The organism is Arcicella sp. GW458-12-2-14-TSB2 (genome assembly GCF_059423785.1).
In genome coordinates this window covers 1-19,703 of the sequence record NZ_JBWKYN010000108.1, presented here as the reverse complement: position 1 = coordinate 19,703, position 19,703 = coordinate 1, and the positions used below count along the sequence as shown (strand labels likewise).

14 protein-coding genes are annotated in these 19,703 nt (G+C 36.1%); 7 read left to right on the top strand and 7 right to left on the bottom strand.

Annotated elements, in window-relative coordinates; all coding sequences use genetic code 11:
* Positions 1-287 (bottom strand): hypothetical protein (locus AC07XN_RS15560; RefSeq protein WP_494743741.1); only part of this gene is annotated, 287 nt, incomplete at its 3' end.
* Positions 288-1,011: 724 nt separating this feature from the next.
* The gene (locus AC07XN_RS15555) at positions 1,012-1,308 is read right to left on the bottom strand and encodes a hypothetical protein (protein WP_494743740.1); all 297 of its coding nucleotides are present in this window, start codon (positions 1,306-1,308) and stop codon (positions 1,012-1,014) included.
* Positions 1,309-1,656: 348 nt separating this feature from the next.
* Between AC07XN_RS15555 and AC07XN_RS15550 the strand changes: the two genes are divergently transcribed.
* Positions 1,657-2,547, top strand: a complete 891-nt coding sequence (locus AC07XN_RS15550) for an exonuclease domain-containing protein (RefSeq protein ID WP_494743739.1) — start codon at positions 1,657-1,659, stop codon at positions 2,545-2,547.
* A gap of 95 nt (positions 2,548-2,642) precedes the next feature.
* On the opposite strand, the gene AC07XN_RS15545 is transcribed toward AC07XN_RS15550, so the two are convergent.
* Positions 2,643-4,910, bottom strand: a complete 2,268-nt coding sequence (locus AC07XN_RS15545) for an aconitate hydratase (RefSeq protein ID WP_494743738.1) — start codon at positions 4,908-4,910, stop codon at positions 2,643-2,645.
* A 441-nt stretch (positions 4,911-5,351) separates the two neighbouring features.
* On the opposite strand from AC07XN_RS15545, the gene AC07XN_RS15540 reads away from it, so the two are divergent.
* From AC07XN_RS15540 to AC07XN_RS15515, 6 genes are all read left to right on the top strand, one after another.
* Positions 5,352-8,123: a bifunctional aconitate hydratase 2/2-methylisocitrate dehydratase gene (locus AC07XN_RS15540; protein WP_494743737.1), complete on the top strand. Its 2,772-nt coding sequence runs from the start codon at positions 5,352-5,354 to the stop codon at positions 8,121-8,123.
* Positions 8,124-8,646: 523 nt separating this feature from the next.
* The gene (gene topA, locus AC07XN_RS15535; RefSeq protein WP_494743736.1) at positions 8,647-11,142 is read left to right on the top strand and encodes a type I DNA topoisomerase; all 2,496 of its coding nucleotides are present in this window, start codon (positions 8,647-8,649) and stop codon (positions 11,140-11,142) included.
* A gap of 156 nt (positions 11,143-11,298) precedes the next feature.
* Positions 11,299-11,997 (top strand): SIR2 family NAD-dependent protein deacylase, encoded by a 699-nt coding sequence (locus tag AC07XN_RS15530; protein WP_494743735.1) that lies wholly within the window; start codon positions 11,299-11,301, stop codon positions 11,995-11,997.
* Positions 11,998-12,082: 85 nt separating this feature from the next.
* Positions 12,083-12,964, top strand: coding sequence for a bifunctional 5,10-methylenetetrahydrofolate dehydrogenase/5,10-methenyltetrahydrofolate cyclohydrolase (locus AC07XN_RS15525; protein ID WP_309916750.1), 882 nt, complete (start codon positions 12,083-12,085; stop codon positions 12,962-12,964).
* A 168-nt stretch (positions 12,965-13,132) separates the two neighbouring features.
* Positions 13,133-14,074: a ribose-phosphate pyrophosphokinase gene (locus tag AC07XN_RS15520; RefSeq protein WP_309916747.1), complete on the top strand. Its 942-nt coding sequence runs from the start codon at positions 13,133-13,135 to the stop codon at positions 14,072-14,074.
* Positions 14,075-14,153: 79 nt separating this feature from the next.
* Entirely contained in the window at positions 14,154-14,720 is a 567-nt protein-coding gene (locus tag AC07XN_RS15515) for a 50S ribosomal protein L25/general stress protein Ctc (protein ID WP_309916745.1), read from the top strand.
* A gap of 84 nt (positions 14,721-14,804) precedes the next feature.
* Here AC07XN_RS15515 and AC07XN_RS15510 read toward each other — a convergent pair whose 3' ends face one another.
* The 4 genes from AC07XN_RS15510 to AC07XN_RS15495 form a co-directional block, all read right to left on the bottom strand.
* Positions 14,805-15,665: a nucleoside phosphorylase gene (locus AC07XN_RS15510; protein ID WP_494743734.1), complete on the bottom strand. Its 861-nt coding sequence runs from the start codon at positions 15,663-15,665 to the stop codon at positions 14,805-14,807.
* Between the two features lie 86 nt (positions 15,666-15,751).
* Positions 15,752-16,732, bottom strand: coding sequence for an oxygen-dependent tRNA uridine(34) hydroxylase TrhO (gene trhO / locus AC07XN_RS15505; protein WP_494743733.1), 981 nt, complete (start codon positions 16,730-16,732; stop codon positions 15,752-15,754).
* A gap of 328 nt (positions 16,733-17,060) precedes the next feature.
* Positions 17,061-18,386, bottom strand: coding sequence for a tRNA (N(6)-L-threonylcarbamoyladenosine(37)-C(2))-methylthiotransferase MtaB (gene mtaB, locus AC07XN_RS15500; RefSeq protein WP_494743732.1), 1,326 nt, complete (start codon positions 18,384-18,386; stop codon positions 17,061-17,063).
* A gap of 151 nt (positions 18,387-18,537) precedes the next feature.
* On the bottom strand, positions 18,538-19,563 hold the full coding sequence (locus tag AC07XN_RS15495) for a glutamine synthetase beta-grasp domain-containing protein (protein ID WP_494743731.1): 1,026 nt from the start codon (positions 19,561-19,563) through the stop codon (positions 18,538-18,540).
* Positions 19,564-19,703 lie beyond the last annotated feature (140 nt).

Sequence of the window (19,703 nt, the reverse complement as noted above, 5' to 3'; positions counted from 1 at the left end):
GATTTATCCTCTTTACTATTTTTTATTAATGATAATTTAAGAGATTTCTTTTTGCTTTCTTTATAACCTAAATGTTCATTGCTATCATCCCAAATTTTAAATTCATTGTTGGGATTAGAATAGATATGCCATAATTCAGAATATTCACAAAGAAATTCTAATTTATATTCTTTAGGATTTGAATCTAAACGGATGTTAGAAGTTATTCTTCTTCTATATACGTTTGATTCTATTTCCTCTTCATTCATGACAATATCAAAAGTATTAGTAGCTAATTTTTTTATCATGATTTCATGGCTTTAATTGTGAGATTTTGCCTTTGTAATGAATAGGCTATTACAAAACTGTAGAAGCTTATTCAACCTTGGCATGATAGGTTATTCTAAAACTCAATTCCTTTAACAGCTTCATAATTCAATTTATCTTTTATAAGGGATTATTTTAAAAGCGTACTTTGCTAACTTGACGTTTAATGAATTTGTTTAACTGAAAATCATAATATTTATAAATTCTTCTATTCATGGCTAAATTTTACATACTATAATCTATAGTATTGTTACATAACCTAGCTTGCTTAATTTTGGATAAACCATTTAAGTGTTAGCTTATATTGTCTTTATAATAACGAATACATTACTTCAAATTAGCTATAAAACCTTTATTTTCTATTGAAAAAACTACTGCTCATATTCGTCCCAAATTATTCTCTATTAAGTTTTTAAAAACTTAATAGAGAATAATTATTAAGCTTTCTATATTTTGTATGGTACTGTACTGATTCAATTCTCCACAATAATGGAACTATGCTCTTTATCTCCCTTTTATAAGAAATATTCAATATCTTTGTGAACCACAAGTTTGGTTTCTTGTGGTTTTGTTTTGTTATAAGAAAGCCCCCAGATAATATTTGAGGGCTTTTTACAGTTTTTTGAGCCATCAAAGGCTCAATCAATGGCAGTTAGAATTTTTTAAGATGGTTATATTGGTATAAAAAGATTTTTTCTGACACAATTAGCGTAAGTTAGCTTCTCCAGTGTGGTCAATTTGACTCAATTCATTTACAATATTATTTTCATTATTCAACTCGACAATTATTCGCTCTACTAAGCCTGTTAATAAACCTAAATGGTGAGCTTTATTTTCATCATTTTCAGTTTGATTAATAATCAACTCATGTAACTCTTTCAAATAGTTTTTCAGATCTTTAATATATAAATCTATTATATACAATCTATGACTAGCAGGAATGTCCCGACTAGTATAACTATCGTTTGAAATATATTTTCTTAAAAGAACTTCTAATTCCATTATTTTAAAACGTTATAATTGATCATTCATGCCTCAAAAACTATTACCATGCTATAAAGCATATTAAAAGGAGTAATCCTATCAAAAAAGTATAGCTCCTTGTCGAAAGTCATCCACATTTATTCCAAGCCATACTTAGCCATCTTTGGTACTTTTATGAGGTTAGGATGTTGCTCAATTTGCACTAATTGCTTCTCAAAGTGGGGTATTTCATTATCATTTGTCAACATATAATAATCTGAGACTTTTTACGTAATGTTAATTCTAATAAATTTGGTAAAATATTAACATCGTTGGTAGATTAAAAGTTAGCCAGTATATCACCACTCAACCATAAAAATTATCAAGATGAATTTTGTTGCAATTGATTTTGAAACCGCTAATAATTTTAAAGGAAGTGCTTGTGCTTTGGGACTTGTAAGGGTTGAAAATGGAAATATCGTTGAGAGAAAAGAATGGATGATAAAACCTACTCCCTTTGAAATGGGCTTTTACCAAAATCAAGTCCACAAAATCGAATTGAAGGATTTAGTAGATAAACCAACTTTTAAGGAGATTTGGCATGAACTGAAACCTCTTTTGGATAATCAAGTAGTCATTGCACACAATGCAAGTTTTGATTTTGGTGTATTAAATAGCGTCTGCTCGCATTATAATATACAAACTGCTCAGTTTACGCCCATGTGCTCGATTGCCTTATCAAGAATGGCTTGGCAGGGAGAAATAGGTTACGGATTGAGTTATTTGGTAGCCTCTAAACTTGAAAATTATAGATTCAACCATCATAATGCTTTAGAGGATGCGGAAGCATGCGCTCATTTAGTCCTTAAAGTGTTGGATGAGTTATCGTTAACAAGTATCGAAGAAATATACCTATTCAAGGCTAATAATCAGGCTAAGAAACGTTCCACAGGAGTTTCAAAGAAAAAGAAAACCCTTGAAATAGCTATTAATGAGAGCCACTCCAATGCTTTTAATGGTAAAGAGGTAGTGTTTACTGGAACATTAGAGTATTTTGTAAGAAAAGACGCCCAAGCCTTAATAAAAAGACTAGGAGGAAGCTGTTCAAGTGGTGTAAGCAATAAAACGGATTATGTTGTAATAGGACAATCAGATGTTTATAGAGTCAGCCAAGGATATAAATCTTCAAAAATTAGCATGGCAGAGCAATTAGTTGCTATAGGCTGTAAAATTAAAATAATCACCGAGAATGAATTTATAGAAATGCTGTCAGTTTAATGAGGAAGATAAAAAAGGTAATTTAGTAGAAAAAAAGCCCCTTCTCTGAAGGAGAAGGGGTTGGGGAAGAGGCTGATATACCTATACCTAATAAATTACTTAGCTACATTAGCACGAATGATATTCAATGCACCACCTGCTTTAAACCATTCAATTTGTTGATCATTATAAGAATGGTTTACTACAATAGTATCAGTTGAACCGTCACTATGGTTTAAAACAACTTGCAATGGCTTACCCGGAGCAAATGAAGTTAAACCAAGCACATTTATTGTATCGTCTTCTTGAATCAAATCGTAGTCTGCTTCATTCGCAAATGTAATTGCCAACATACCTTGTTTTTTCAAGTTAGTTTCGTGAATACGTGCGAAAGATTTTACTAATACTACACGAACACCTAAGTGACGCGGCTCCATCGCAGCGTGCTCACGTGAAGAACCTTCTCCATAGTTTGAATCACCCACTACGATTGTTCCGATACCTGCCGCTTTATAGGCACGTTGTGTTGCAGGAACTGGCCCGTATTGACCTGTTAATTGGTTTTTAACATTGTCTGTCTTCTCGTTAGCGAAGTTCAATGCCCCAATCAACATATTGTTTGAGATATTATCTAAGTGTCCACGATATTTCAACCAAGGTCCAGCCATAGAAATATGGTCAGTGGTACACTTTCCTTTTGCTTTAATCAATAATTTCAAGCCAAATAAGTCAGTGCCTTCCCAAGCTGTAAATGGATCTAATAATTGAAGACGATCAGATGTTGGAGAAACCTTCACTTGTACAGAAGAGCCGTCTTCAGCAGGTGCTTGATAACCAGCATCTTCTACTGCAAATCCTCTTTTAGGTAATTCATCACCTGATGGTGCATCTAATTTTACTAATTCTCCAGCTTCGTTTGTTAAGAAATCTGTGAGAGGGTTGAATGTCAAATCCCCAGCAATTGCCAAAGCCGTTACTAATTCAGGAGAACCAACGAAGGCGTACGTATTAGGGTTACCATCAGCACGTTTAGCGAAGTTACGGTTGAAAGAGTGAACGATGGTGTTTTTCTCAGCTTTTTCAGCACCTGCACGAGCCCACTGACCAATACATGGTCCACAAGCATTAGAGAATACTTTACCTCCGATTTCATTGAAAGTTTCGATGAATCCATCACGTTCGATTGTATAGCGTACTAATTCAGAACCCGGTGTGATAGTGTATTCTGATTTTGTTTTTAAGCCTTTGGCAGCCACTTGTTTCGCTAAAGATGCCGCACGCGAAATATCTTCGTAAGATGAGTTTGTACATGAACCAATCAAACCTACTTCTATTTTAGTTGGCCAGCCGTTTTTCTCTGCTAATTCTTTCATTTTAGAGATAGGCGTTGCTAAATCTGGTGTGAAAGGACCGTTCAAATGTGGTTCTAATGTATCTAAGTCGATTTCGATAACTTGGTCGAAATAAGAAGCTGGGTCAGCATATACTTCTGGGTCAGCAGTCAAATGTTCTTTAATAGCATCGGCCAAAGCAGCTACCTCAGCACGCCCTGTAGAAGCTAAATAACGAGCCATCGATTCGTCATAACCGAAAGTAGAAGTAGTTGCACCAATTTCAGCACCCATGTTGGCGATAGTCCCTTTTCCTGTACATGACATTGAAGTAACACCTTCGCCGAAATATTCAACGACACAGCCAGTACCTCCTTTTACAGTGAGGATACCTGCTACTTTTAAGATTACGTCTTTTGGAGCAGTCCAACCGTTTAATTTACCAGTTAATTTAACCCCAATAAGTTTAGGGAATTTCAACTCCCAAGCTAAACCAGCCATTACGTCGCAAGCATCTGCACCGCCCACACCAATGGCAATCATACCTAACCCACCAGCATTTACTGTATGAGAGTCAGTTCCAATCATCATACCACCTGGGAAAGCATAGTTTTCTAATACTACTTGGTGAATAATACCAGCACCTGGTTTCCAGAAGCCTAAGCCATATTTATCTGAAACAGATGAGAGAAAATCGTAAACCTCTTTGTTTTTATCAACCGCAACCGAAAGGTCAATTTTCGATTCTACTTTAGCTTCGATTAAGTGGTCGCAGTGAACAGTAGAAGGAACAGCTACTTTCGGACGACCAGCCTGCATAAATTGTAAAAGAGCCATTTGAGCTGTAGCATCCTGCATCGCTACACGGTCTGGTGCAAAATCAACATAAGAAGCACCTCTCTCAAACGTACTTGTTGGAGTACCTTCCCACAAGTGAGAGTAAAGAATTTTTTCTGTTAAGGTAAGGGGTCTGCCGACAAGTTTACGAGCTGCCTCCACACGGGCTGGCATACGATCGTAAACTGCTTTAATCATTTCAATGTCAAAAGCCATAATATGTTTTTAGTTAAGAGTTCACGAAATTATAAGATTTAAAGAATAAAGATTTATCCATAAATCTAATTACTATTTTCCATTCTTAATGTATAGAGATAACAAATTTCAGGTATTTTAAGTTCTTTGCAGTCTGTGGGCGTACTTATATCGTTAAAAATACATTTTTTAATGTTATAAGGTTTTATTGTTAATTGGGAATTAATAAAAAAATCATGCTTGCTTGTTCAATGATAGAATAACACAATTAAAAATAACACAAAACAAAGAAAATATATGTTAAAAACGTCTATTCGATAAAAAATTTTTAAATCGAAGTTGCTTTTTATAAATTTGTAAGACAACTAATTCACAGAAAAACTTAATTTAAATTCTAAGAAGAAGTTTACTGATATAAAAATATACACGTAAAAATACCATAATAACTGTAAATAATACAATATGAATTTTTATAACGATTACCTTAAAGAAATCGAAGAAAGAAAAACGCAAGGACTTCATCCTAAGCCAATTGATAGTGCTGAATTGGTAAGCGAAATCATTGAACAAATTAAAGATTTGGGCAACGAGCACCGTCCTTATTCACTTCAGTTTTTTATTTATAACACTTTGCCAGGAACTACTCCTGCGGCAGGTGTAAAGGCTAAGTTTTTAAAAGAGATTATACTTGGTCAGTCTGTTGTAAAAGAAATTTCGCCTGATTTTGCTTTCGAATTGTTATCACACATGAAGGGTGGTACCTCGATTGAAGTATTATTAGATTTGGCTTTAGGAGATGACGCTGCTATTGCAAAACAGGCAGGTGACGTATTGAAAACGCAAGTTTATTTATACGATTTAGACTTGAGTCGTTTGAAAAATGCCTTCCTAAGTGGCAATGCAACAGCAAAAGACATTCTTGAGAGTTATGCTAAAGCAGAATTTTTCACGAAACTTCCAGAAATACCTGAAGAAATTAAAGTGGTTACCTTTATCGCAGGTGAAGGCGATATTTCAACAGATTTACTTTCTCCGGGAAACCAAGCTCATTCACGTTCTGACCGTGAATTGCACGGAAAATGTATGATTTCTCCTGCTGCTCAAGCTGAAATCGAAGCATTGAAAGCGCAACACCCTGATAAATCTGTGATGTTAATTGCAGAAAAGGGAACAATGGGTGTAGGTTCATCAAGAATGTCAGGAGTAAATAATGTGGCACTTTGGACGGGCAAGCAAGCAAGTCCTTATGTTCCTTTCGTGAACTTTGCTCCAATTGTTGGTGGTACGAATGGTATTTCTCCAATTTTCCTTACTACAGTAGATGTAACGGGCGGTATCGGAATTGACCTTAAAAACTGGGTTAAAAAAGTAGATGAAGCGGGTAAAATTATTCGTGATGAAAATAACGAGCCGATACTTGAGCAGGTGTATTCTGTAGAAACAGGTACCGTACTTACGATTAATACAAAAACGAAGAAATTATACAATGGCGATATAGAGCTGATTGATATTTCTAAGGCGTTTACTCCTCAAAAAATAGAATTTATCAAAGCAGGGGGGTCTTATGCTATCGTATTTGGTAAAAAAATCCAAACATTTGCTTCTGAACTTTTAGGTATTGCAATTGCTCCAGTATATGCTCCTTCAAAAGAAGTTTCTAATGAAGGACAAGGCCTTACAGCGGTAGAAAAAATCTTCAATAAAAACGCAGTAGGTGCTACGCCAGGTAAAGTTTTACATGCAGGCTCAGATGTTCGTGTATTAGTAAATATCGTAGGCTCGCAAGATACTACTGGTTTGATGACAGCCCAAGAATTAGAATCAATGGCTGCAACTACTATTTCTACGACGGTTGATGGTGCTTATCAATCAGGTTGTCATACGGCTTCTGTTTGGGATAAAAAAGCTCAGGCGAACATTCCAAAATTGATGAGGTTCATGAACGACTTCGGTTTGATTACTGCTCGTGATCCTAAAGGGGTTTATCACGCAATGACCGATGTAATTCACAAAGTATTGAATGACATCACGGTAGATGACTGGGCTATCATCATTGGTGGTGACTCGCACACTCGTATGTCTAAGGGTGTAGCCTTTGGTGCTGACTCTGGTACAGTGGCATTGGCACTTGCTACAGGCGAGGCGTCTATGCCAATTCCTGATTCTGTAAAAGTTACTTTTAAAGGTGACATGAAGGAATATATGGATTTCCGTGATGTAGTACATGCTACTCAAGCACAAATGCTTCAACAATTTGGTGGAGAAAACGTGTTCCAAGGTAGAATTATTGAGGTGCATATTGGTACACTTACTGCCGACCAAGCCTTTACATTTACAGACTGGTCAGCGGAAATGAAAGCAAAAGCATCTATCTGTATTTCTGAAGATGCTACTTTAATAGAGTCATTGGAGATTGCTAAAAGCAGAATCCAAATCATGATTGACAAGGGCATGGACAACAAAAACCAAGTGCTTCAGGGATTGATTGATAAGGCTAATAAGAGAATTGCTGAAATTCAATCTGGTGAAAAACCAGCGCTTAGACCTGATGCTAACGCTAAATATTACGCTGAGGTAGTAGTTGACTTAGACCTAATTGCTGAACCAATGATTGCTGACCCAGACGTAAACAATGCCGATGTTTCAAAAAGATATACCCATGATACTATCAGACCGTTGTCTTACTATGGTGGCGATAAAAAAGTAGATCTTGGATTTATTGGTTCTTGTATGGTTCACAAGGGTGATATGAAAATTTTGGCACAAATGCTTAAAAACATTGAAGCACAAAATGGTAAAGTTGAATTTAAAGCACCACTTGTAGTAGCACCGCCAACTTATAACATTGTTGATGAATTGAAAGCGGAAGGCGACTGGGAAGTATTACAAAAATACTCAGGTTTTGAATTTGATGATAATGCACCTAAAGCAGCTGCACGTACAACATACGAAAAAATGTTATACTTAGAGCGTCCAGGGTGTAACCTTTGTATGGGTAACCAAGAGAAGGCTGCAAAAGGTGATACCGTAATGGCAACCTCTACTCGTTTATTCCAAGGTCGAGTTGTGGAAGATACAGATGCTAAAAAAGGCGAATCTTTGCTTTCATCAACACCAGTGGTAGTTCTTTCTACAGTTCTTGGTAGAACGCCTACTATCGAAGAGTATGTAAAAGCAGTTGATGGTATCAATTTGACTAAATTTGCTCCATCACACATTAAGTTGGTGAAATAATAGCATAACATATATTAAAAAAGCCTGAGCAAACACTCAGGCTTTTTTGTTGTTTATATAAAAGAGAGCGTATTTTTGAAGCACTCTAAGATTTATTTAGAAGCGGTTTAAACTTTCGGATTCTGAGGTGAAAGTATTGTATTTTTGAATTGTTTTTTTCAAAATTTGCGAAGCATAGCATCGCTACATTGTGTAAATTTTGGAACAAGCTATTTTAAAAGACTTAGTTTAATCCGAAAGGGAAAGTTTAAACAGCTTCTTCATATAATCTGGCAAATTAATATAGGTTGATGGCTAATTTTCATTTAGAATAAATAATAGAATTCTGCAAATTTATTACTGTTATCAAAAAAATGGACTACATTTTGAAATGAAGTTTATATATTTGACAAAATATAAAACGTAGAGGTCTTTTTCAGGCATTTTATACCCAAGTGGGCATCAAACTAATGGATTTTAGCCTCTAAAGCATAAATATTTTGTAAATAATTTCGATTGTTTACTCCACCAATCAAAATAATTAATGTCGAAAAACTTAGTAATAGTAGAGTCTCCAGCAAAGGCAAAGACCATTGAGGGATATTTAGGAAAAGATTTTACGGTAAAATCCTCGTTCGGTCATGTTAGAGATTTACCTAAAGAAAACGACGCCATCGATATTAAAAATGGTTTCAAGCCTACTTATATAATATCTCCTGAGAAAATAAAAGTTGTCAACGAACTAAAGTCTGCCGCTAAATCTGCTGATGTAGTATGGCTAGCAACCGATGATGACCGTGAGGGAGAGTCTATTTCATGGCATTTAAAAGAAGCCTTGGGGCTAGCTGATAATACGAATAGAATTGTCTTTAGAGAAATCACCAAGAAGGCTATTCAAAACGCTATTCAAAACCCAAGAACTATTGACGTTGATTTAGTGAATGCTCAGCAAGCACGCCGTGTGCTCGATCGTCTGATAGGTTTTGAACTTTCACCCGTGCTATGGTCTAAAGTGAAAAAGGGGCTTTCTGCAGGTAGAGTACAATCTGTAGCAGTTAGGATTATTGTAGAACGCGAAAGAGATATTGAAACTTTTGATTCAAAATCTTCTTACAAAATTATAGCACAGTTCCCATTAGCAGGAGGGAGAGTTTTACAGGCAGAACTACCCAAAAATTTTGAAACTGAGGAACAAGCAAGGGCGTTTTTGACAAAATGCATAGGAGCAGAGTTCAAGATTAAGAACTTAGAAACAAAACCTGCTAAAAAATCTCCAACGGCACCCTTTACCACTTCTACTTTACAACAGGAGGCTTCACGTAAATTAGGATATTCTGTGGCATCAACCATGATGTATGCACAGAAACTATACGAAGCAGGTAAGATTTCTTATATGAGAACAGACTCAACGAGTCTATCAGAAGAAGCAATCGCAAAAGCTAAAGAAGCCATTACAAATGCCTATGGAGTAGATTATGTACAGACCCGACAGTATAAGACCAAGGATGAATCTGCACAGGAAGCTCACGAAGCTATTCGTCCAACAGATTTTGCTGAAAGTACTGTTTCTGGAGACGCCAAAGAGAGACGTTTGTACGAACTTATTTGGAAGCGTGCTATTGCCTCGCAAATGGCAGATGCACAATTAGAAAGAACCACTGCTACAGTTGGAATTTCTACTACGTCTGAGGAACTAATAGCACAAGGAGAAGTTATTAAATTTGATGGATTCTTAAAGGTATATTTAGAAGGCAAAGATGATGAGGATGATGAAGAAAACTCAAAAATGTTACCTCCTTTAAATATTGGGCAAATCCTGAATTTAGATACGCTAAAAGCTACTGAGCGTTTTTCTCGTCCACCAGCACGTTATACAGAAGCGAGTTTGGTAAAAGCCTTAGAAGATAAAGGTGTGGGTCGTCCTTCTACGTATGCCCCGACTATTTCAACGATTATCAAACGTGAATACGTTGTAAAAGAAGACAGAGAAGGCAAGGAGAGAAGCTTTAAAGAGATTATTTTGAAAGAGAACAAAATCTCTGAAAAAATAAGCAAAGAAACATTTGGTACTGAAAAAGCTAAGCTATTCCCTACCTCAGTAGGTATGGTAGTGAATGACTTTCTAGTCGAAAATTTCAAGGAAGTAGTTGATTTTAAATTTACTGCCGACATGGAAGATGAATTTGATGAGATTGCCAAAGGAAAGGTAGAGTGGTCAAAAATGATTGATAACTTTTACCAAGGCTTCCATCAAACCATTGAAGATAGTAAAGGTGTTGATAGAAACACAGTAGGTTCAACACGTGATTTGGGTATTGACCCAAAAACAGGAAAGCCTGTTTCGGTAAGATTAGGCAAGTTTGGCCCTTATGTACAATTGGGCGAAGCTAAAACCAAAGATGATGAAAAACCTGTTTATTTCAACCTTAAGAAAGACCAGTTAGTAACAACCATTACTTTAGAGGAGGCTTTGGCATTGATGGAATTGCCAAAACTGCCACGAGAAGTTGGTTTCTTTGAAGATAAGCCTATGGTAATTGGAGCAGGCAAAATGGGGCCTTATATTCGTCATGATGATAAATATACGAGCCTTCCGCCTACTGAAGACCCATTTACGATAACAGAAGAAAGAGCCATCGAATTGATTCTGGAAAAGCGTCAGGCAGATGTTGGAAGTGCCATTGGAAGTTTTGAAGGAGAGCCTATCACAACAGGCAAAGGTAGATTTGGGCCTTATGTAAAACATAATGGCAAATTCTATTCATTAGGAAGAGGTGAGAGCATCGACACAATTACTGGCGAAAGAGCGATTGAGATTATCATCAAAAAACGTGATAGCGAAGCCAATAAATACTTGAAAGAATTCCCTGAAAATGATTCAATCAAAGTAGTAAATGGAATGTATGGCCCCTATATTCAGATTGGGAAACGAAATATCAAAATTCCGAAAGATACTAAACCTGAAGATTTAACGCTGGAAGATTGTATCAAACTAGGCGAGGAAGCTCCTGCACCTACAACTAGAGGGAAGAAGAAGTAAATCTAATAATTGAGTGATTTAGTGAATGAGTAATTTGTGATTATTCTTTTTGAATCTCATTTAGTCCTAATATTTTAAAGAAAGGTTGTCGATTTCTGATTGGCGACCTTTTTTTGATTTTAAAATTTAGAAGCAAAATAAATCATTTATATAGAAATGAACCCTACAAAAAAGAAATTAGTAGTCCTTACTGGTGCTGGTATTTCAGCTGAAAGTGGCATACCTACTTTTAGGACATCGGATGGACTTTGGGAGAATCATGCCATTGAAGATGTAGCCACGCCACAAGGCTTTAAAAAAGACCCAGAATTAGTATTGCGTTTTTATAATGAACGAAGGGCTAAGCTAGACCATGTTGAGCCTAACGAAGGACATAAAATTTTAGCGCGTCTTGAACAATACTACGACGTCCAAATCATTACTCAGAATGTAGATAATCTTCATGAACGCGCTGGCTCTACCAATGTGTTGCACCTTCATGGTGAATTAACAAAAGCTCGGTCGACAGTTGATGAACATTTGGTCTATGATATTGGCACAAAGCCCATCAATTTGGGTGATAAATGTGAAAAAGGTTCACAACTTCGCCCGCATATCGTGTGGTTTCATGAAGATGTTCCTCTTATACACGAAGCCATTGAAATAGCAGAAAGTGCTGATATTTTCGTCGTAGTAGGGACGTCCTTACAGGTATATCCAGCAGCTGGGTTAGTTAATTATGTGCTAAGTTTTGTGCCTATTTACGTCATTGACCCTAAAAAGCCAGAATCTGCCACTAGAAAGAATATGTCTTTTATCGAGCATATCGGTAGTGTGGGCTTGGCTAAATTATGGGATATTTTGGTAAATGATTAGGATATAGCCAGAGATAACCCAATTTGTTTTGCTTAACAAAAAACTAGCCGTAATTTTGCGACTTCAAATTACAAAAAAACAAACCATGCAAATTATAGACGGGAAAGCAGTTGCTGACGAAATCAAGAAAGAAATCGCATTGGAAGTAGCTGAAATCAAAGCATCTGGAGGTAAAACGCCTCATTTAGTAGCCATTTTGGTGGGAAATAATGGAGCTTCTGAAACGTATGTTGCCAACAAAGTGAAATCTTGTGAAGAGTTAGGATTTAATTCAACTTTACTTCGTTTTGACCCAAGTATTACCGAAGCAGAACTGTTAGCGGAGGTTCAAAAAGTAAATGATAATGAAGATATGGATGGATTGATTGTTCAATTACCTCTTCCAAACCATATCAATCCCGATAAAGTAATGGAGACAATTGCACCAAGTAAAGATGTGGATGGTTTTCATCCAATCAATATTGGTAGAATGGCGAAAGGTCTTCCTGCGTATATTTCTGCTACTCCGCAAGGGGTATTAGATTTATTGGAATATTATAACATAGAGACTTCTGGTAAACATTGTGTGGTAGTAGGTCGTAGCCAAATTGTAGGCTTGCCAATGTCTATTTTAATGCAAAGAAATAATAAAATCGGTAATTGTACCGTAACGCTTACCCACTCTAAAACGAAAGATTTACCTGCGGTTTGTGCTAGTGCTGATATTTTGATTGCTGCATTAGGACGTCCCGAATTTATCACGGCTGAATACGTAAAAGATGGTGCTGTTGTTATTGATGTAGGCTTGACAAGGGTAGAAGATGCTACTAAGAAATCTGGCTTTGCTTTAAAGGGTGATGTTAAGTTTGACGAAGTAGCACCGAAATGTTCTTTCATCACACCAGTGCCTAAAGGAGTAGGCCCGATGACGATTGTTTCGTTGATGAAAAACACTTTGCTTTCAGCTAAAAAGGTGATATATCAATAAATAGTTGTATTATGTAATGTTGTTTTTGATGAAAACAACAAATACATGAAAAAACGTTGTTTTGATGCTATTTTACTAAATGATTTTTGTACTTTTGCGGTAAATTTCAGAAAAGGTATTTCCAAGATAATTTTGAATTAAGAGAGATTTACAAAACTCTCCAAAAAAATGGCTGCTATCAATCAAGTTAAGATTTTTACTGGATCATCTTCCGAATATTTAGCAAAAGAAATTGCTCGCTTTTACGGAAAAGATTTAGGATTGTCTTCTGTTCAACGTTTCTCAGATGGTGAGATGTCACCAAGTTTTAATGAGTCTATTAGAGGATGTGATGTTTTCATCATTCAGTCGACTTTCCCACCAGCTGATAATATGCTGGAGCTTTTGTTAATGATTGATGGCGCTCGTCGTGCTTCTGCTCACTATGTTACGGTTGTTATGCCTTATTTTGGCTATTCTCGTCAAGATAGAAAAGACAAACCAAGAGTAGGTATTGGCGCAAAATTGATAGCTAATTTATTAACTGCTGCTGGGGCCGACAGATTAATGACATTGGATTTGCACGCTGGACAAATTCAAGGTTTCTTTGATTTCCCTGTAGATCACTTAGAAGGAACAGCGATTTTCGTTCCTTATTTAAAATCATTAGGATTAGATAATTTATTGTTTGCTTCTCCTGACGTTGGTGGTGTGGTTCGTACGCGTAATGTTGCTAAGTTCTTTAATGCCGAAATGGTAATTTGCGATAAACAACGTAAACGTGCTAACGAAGTAGCTACTATGCAATTGATTGGTGATGTTACCGGAGCGGATGTAGTGTTAGTCGATGACTTAATTGATACGGGTGGAACCATGTGTAAAGCCGCTCAATTAATCATGGATAAAGGAGCTAAATCGGTAAGAGCTATCGTAACACACCCAGTGCTTTCTGGAAAAGCGTATGAGAATATCAATAACTCAGTTCTGACAGAACTTGTTGTTACTGATACTATTCCATTAAAAGAAGCTAGCGATAAGATTAAAGTATTATCAGTAGCAGAATTATTTGCCAAAGCCATTGGCAGAATTCGTGACCATGAGTCTATCAGTTCATTATTTATAAAAAATTAATTTAAACGGTTGATTGAGGATAGTGCTTAAGGAATTAGTTCCTTGAAATCGACAGGCTTTCAACACAAATCACTCAAAAATGAGAAAGATTGAAATCGTAGGGTATAACAGAGAAACCCTTGGAACAAAATCAGCTAAAGATCTTCGTAACGAATCTTTAGCTCCATGTGTATTGTATGGTGGTGAAAAACAAATTCACTTTGCTGTACCAATGATTCTTTTCCGCGAATTATTATATACTCCTGAAGTATCAGAAGTAATTTTAAATATCGAAGGTGAAATTCACCACGCTATCGTTCAAGATTCACAATTCCACCCAGTATCAGAAATGATTCTTCACGTCGATTTCTTAGAAATCGTTGCAGGTAAAGAAATCAAAATTGATGTTCCTGTGAAAGTTATCGGTGATGCACCGGGCGTTCGTAAGGGGGGTAAAATGGTTCAAAAATTACGTAAAGTATCTTTGAAAGGTTTATCTGATAACATTCCTGACTTTATCGAAGCTGATATTACAGGTTTGGACTTAGGACAAACATTGAAAGTTGCTAAATTGAAAGCTGAAAACGTTGCGATTTTAAATAATCCTTCGGCTCCAGTGGCTACAATTGACATCCCACGTGCTTTAAGAGGAAAAATTAACTCATAGTAGTTAATTTCCAATTACACTGATAGATTTTTAAAGGCTGTTTCTTCAATATGTTGATAGAAACAGCCTTTTCTATTATAGTTGTTATTTAGTTAGCTTTTCTAAGGCTTGTTGAATTAAATTATCAACTGTTTTTTCTGCGTTCGGGGCAAATTCGTTCGTCATTCTACTGGCTACAATAGCACTCATTGATAGTACTTCGTGGCCTAATATTTTTCCCATCAAATAATAACCCGCAGTTTCCATTTCAAGGTTTGTTAATACAAGATTGCCGTGCTTGTAAGCATTGAATTTTGCTAAAAGGTTTTTAATCTTAGGATGATACCTCAATACTCTGCCTTGTGGGGCATAAAAACCCGGACAGGTAACCGTGTTGCCCTCAACCCAATTATTAGGGCTGTTATCCATCATCAATGCGAATAATGGTTGGCTTCCTGTATTGGCATAAGGCAAAAAATCTAACTCAAAACTTTGTTTGATAGATTCAGCAATTTCACTGTCTGGTGAATGATAGAAGAACCCTAGTGAATCAAAGCCAATGCCTAATTTGGATACTACAATACTTTCAAGAGGAATGTCCTTTTGTAAACTGCCAGAAGTTCCTAAACGAATAATATTCAATGATTTATGATTGGCGTATGGCGTTCTGGTAACTAAGTCTATATTAGCCAGCGCATCGAGTTCGTTCATTAAAATTTCTATGTTATCAGTGCCGATGCCACTTGAAATTACACTCAAACGTTTTTTCCCTACATAGCCCGTATGCGTAACGAATTCTCTTTTATTGATTTTAAATTCTATGCTATCAAAATATTTAGATACCTTTTCCACTCTTTCAGGGTCCCCCACAGTAATGATGGTATCAGCGATATCGTCTGGACGAAGATTTAAATGATAAATGCTTCCATCAGCATTTGTAATCAAATCGGTTGGTGAAATAGCCATTGTTCAATTAAGTTAAATGAAAAAAACTAGAGGTATTGTAAATAGCTACAATACCTCTAGTTGAATATAGTCGTCAAATATATAAATTACGCGTTTTGTTCCAAAGGACTTTTGGTTAATTTTCTACTTTTGAAGCCAAATTCTGGAGTATAGTTATCCGACTGCTTCGAATAATACCCTTTAACATTGTAAGGACGTTTGCGTGGGTGATTTTTACATTCATCAGAACAAGCCCCATCCATTTCTAGTAAACAAGTAGCACAAATTGGTAGATGCTCGTTACATTCTGGATTAGCACAGTTTACCATATCTTCTGTATCAGTTTTACAGATATGGCATTTTGAGATAATAACAGGGTTTACAGTATTTACTTCAGTTTTTACTCTGTTATCAAACACGTAACATTTCCCTTCAAAATCCTCGCCACCTTCTTCCAAGCCATATTTGATGATACCGCCGTGTAGCTGATATACATTTTCAAAGCCACGCTCGATTAAATAAGCAGAAGCTTTTTCACATTTTATACCACCAGTACAATACGTAATGATTTTTTTATCTTTAAGGTGCTCAATTTCTTGAACGTGCTCAGGTAGCTCTCTAAGCGTTTCCATGTCGAAAGTAACCGCTCCTTTGAATTTTCCGATACTGTGTTCGTAATTAGAACGCATATCTACCAGTACAACGTCAGGGTCGTTCTTCAACATTGCTTTGAAATCGGCTGGTTCCAAATGTTTCCCTGTTCTTACTCTAGGGTCAACAGGCAAATCTGAATTAACGATTTCTTCTTTTACGCGTACATGAAGTTTAGCAAAAGCGTGTACGTCATGTTCTTCAACTTTAAAATCGAAATCAGAGCCTGCAAAAATCGGGTCGTTTTCTAGCCAATTCATGTATCGTTCACAGTCTTCAGCTAGGCCCGAAACAGTGCCATTTAGTCCTTCTGACGCAACAATGATACGTCCTAATAAACGATTTTCAAGGCAAAATAAGTGATGTTTTTCTCGGTAAGTATCCACATCGGGGATAGGCGTGTAATTATAATAAAGAATTACTCTGTATGGCTTCATCTTCAACATGAGATTACAGGGTGAATGTATTTCTTATCAAAAATGCCTATTCGTAACCTTCAATATTTGATAAGAGATACTAAAACGAATAAGCACTGCAAAGATACGAAAAAGGCTAGTTTAGATGTATTAATTTGTAATTTCCAAAAATGCTTTTTGTCATTTTTTATATTTGAAAAAAAATACAATCGCTCGCATCATGCGAGTGATGACTATTAAAAGGCCTCCAGCCAAACATTTAGTGTATAAACTACAATAATTAAAAAAGAGGTCAGAAATTAGTTTTCTGACCTCTTTTGATAATAAGATTTCTTATCAACATTAAGTTTTAATGCATTTCATAAACCTCTGCTTCTTCTACTTCCACCACCATGTTATCATTGATAGCAGTTAGTTTTATTTTTTTTGTTTCATTAATCAACAATGGGTCATATTTAGCTGTTACCCTGATATAGTTTTCAGTGAAACCCTGCATTTGCCCATTTTCAACATCTTCTTCAAAAAGTACAGTGAAGTCATTTCGCAAATGTTGTTCATAAAAATACCTTCTTTTTTTATCAGATAGAATATGTAGCATTTTTGACCTTTCAGACCTTTTGCTCATAGGTATTACTGGCTTGATGGCCAAAGCAGTAGTATTTTCACGTTCAGAATAAGTAAAAACGTGCAAATAGCTGATAGGTAACTCGTTTAAGAAATGATAAGTTTCTAAAAACGCCTCATCAGTTTCACCTGGATGGCCTACGATTACATCAACACCAATACAGCAATGAGGCATCAATTCCTTTATTTTATTAACTCTATCTACATAAAGCTCTCTTTTATAGCGACGTTTCATCAAGGCTAACACCTTGTTTGAACCCGATTGTAAAGGAATATGGAAATGTGGTACAAAACGTTTTGAACTCGCCACAAATGTGATGATTTCATCTGTAAGCAAATTTGGCTCTATCGACGAAATTCTAAAGCGGTCGATGCCTTCTACTTCGTCTAATGCTTTGACTAAATCCAGAAAAGTATTTACTCTTTTGCCATTTTGTAAACCGAAGTCACCGATATTTACTCCTGTCAATACAATTTCTTTTACACCACTTTCAGCAATTTCACGAGCAGCCTTTACTACATTTTGAATGGTATCAGAACGGCTAGCTCCTCTAGCAAGAGGAATAGTACAGTAAGCACATGGATAATCACAACCATCTTGTACTTTCAAGAAAGTACGCGTTCTGTCGTTTAAGGAATAAGAAGTATGATATTCCACTGCCTCCTCAATATTTTGATTATAGATTTTGGCTTTATTGCCACTTGGTTCTTTTACAAAACCATCTAATAAATCAATCAATTGAAATTTTTCGGCTGCTCCTAATACGGCATCTACTCCATCGATGTCGGCAATTTCTTTTGGTTTTAATTGGGCGTAACATCCAATGATGGTTACATAACCATCAGGATTTATCTTATTTGCTTCTTTTACAATTTTCTTACACTTCTTGTCCGCATTTTCAGTAACAGAACAAGTATTGATGATAAATATGTCTGGCTTTTGATTGAATTCTACCTTCTGATAGCCCTTTTGCTCAAACATTCTTGAGATAGTTGAAGTCTCGGAATAATTGAGTTTACAGCCTAATGTATAAAATGCTACTTTTTTCATACTGCAAAGATAGTTATCAAGATTGAAATTTATAGCTAAAAAATCAAAACTAAGTGTATATAGTATTCATTATTAGTTGATTATCTGGTATATAAGCAAAAAGCTCGACTAAATTAGCCGAGCTTTTTTGCTTATATATGTTGTATCAAAACTAGATAACAGCAGTTTTCACAGTTTTAATAATACGAGCTGCAACTTTGTATGGATCAGCAGCAGAGTTTGGACGACGGTCTTCTAACCATCCTTTCCATCCTTTTTGAACTGCAGCGATTGGAATACGGATTGATGCACCACGGTCAGAAACTCCGTAAGAGAACTGATCGATAGACTGAGTTTCGTGTTTACCAGTCAAACGTAAATGGTTATCAGCACCATAAACTTCGATATGTTCTTTCACGAAAGGAGCGAATGCTTGACAGATAATGTCGTAAGTTTCTTTCTTACCAGCTGTTCTAAGAGCAGTGTTAGAGAAGTTAGCGTGCATACCTGAACCATTCCAGTCAGTATTACCAAGTGGCTTACAGTGGTAGTTAACCCAAACACCGTATTTCTCACAAGTTCTTTCTAATAAATAACGAGCAACCCAGATTTCATCACCAGCTTGTTTTGCTCCTTTAGAGAAACATTGGAATTCCCATTGACCAGCAGCAACTTCAGCGTTGATACCTTCTACGTTCAAACCAGCTTGAAGACAATATTCTAAGTGTTCTTCAACGATATTACGTCCATAAGCATTTTTAGCACCTACTGAACAGTAATATGGTCCTTGTGGACGAGGATAACCGTTTGCAGGGAAACCTAAAGGAAGATTTGTAGCTAAGTCATATAAGAAATATTCTTGCTCAAAACCAAACCAGAAGTCATTGTCATCATCTTCAATCGTAGCACGACCGTTAGACTCATGTGGATTACCTTCTGAATCCAATACTTCGCACATAACTAAATAAGCAGGAGTTCCTAATAAAGAACGTTCAGGGTCTTTACAGATAAAAACAGGCTTTAATTGACAGTCAGAAGAACCACCTGGTGCTTGTTCTGTTGATGAACCGTCAAATGACCACATGTCGCAATCCTCTAATTTACCACTAAAATCATTTTCAATTTTAGTTTTACTACGAAGGCTCTGAGTTGGTTTGTAACCGTCCAACCAAATGTACTCAAGTTTAGCTTTTGCCATGATTTTGTTATTGGATTTTTTAATATTTGGTTAATTTCCTTATTTCTTGGTACAAATTTATACTTCTAAAATTGAATTTCACAAGAAAAAAATGATTTTTATGAAATTTTTAAACCTGCACCTCTTTTTTTGCTTTATTT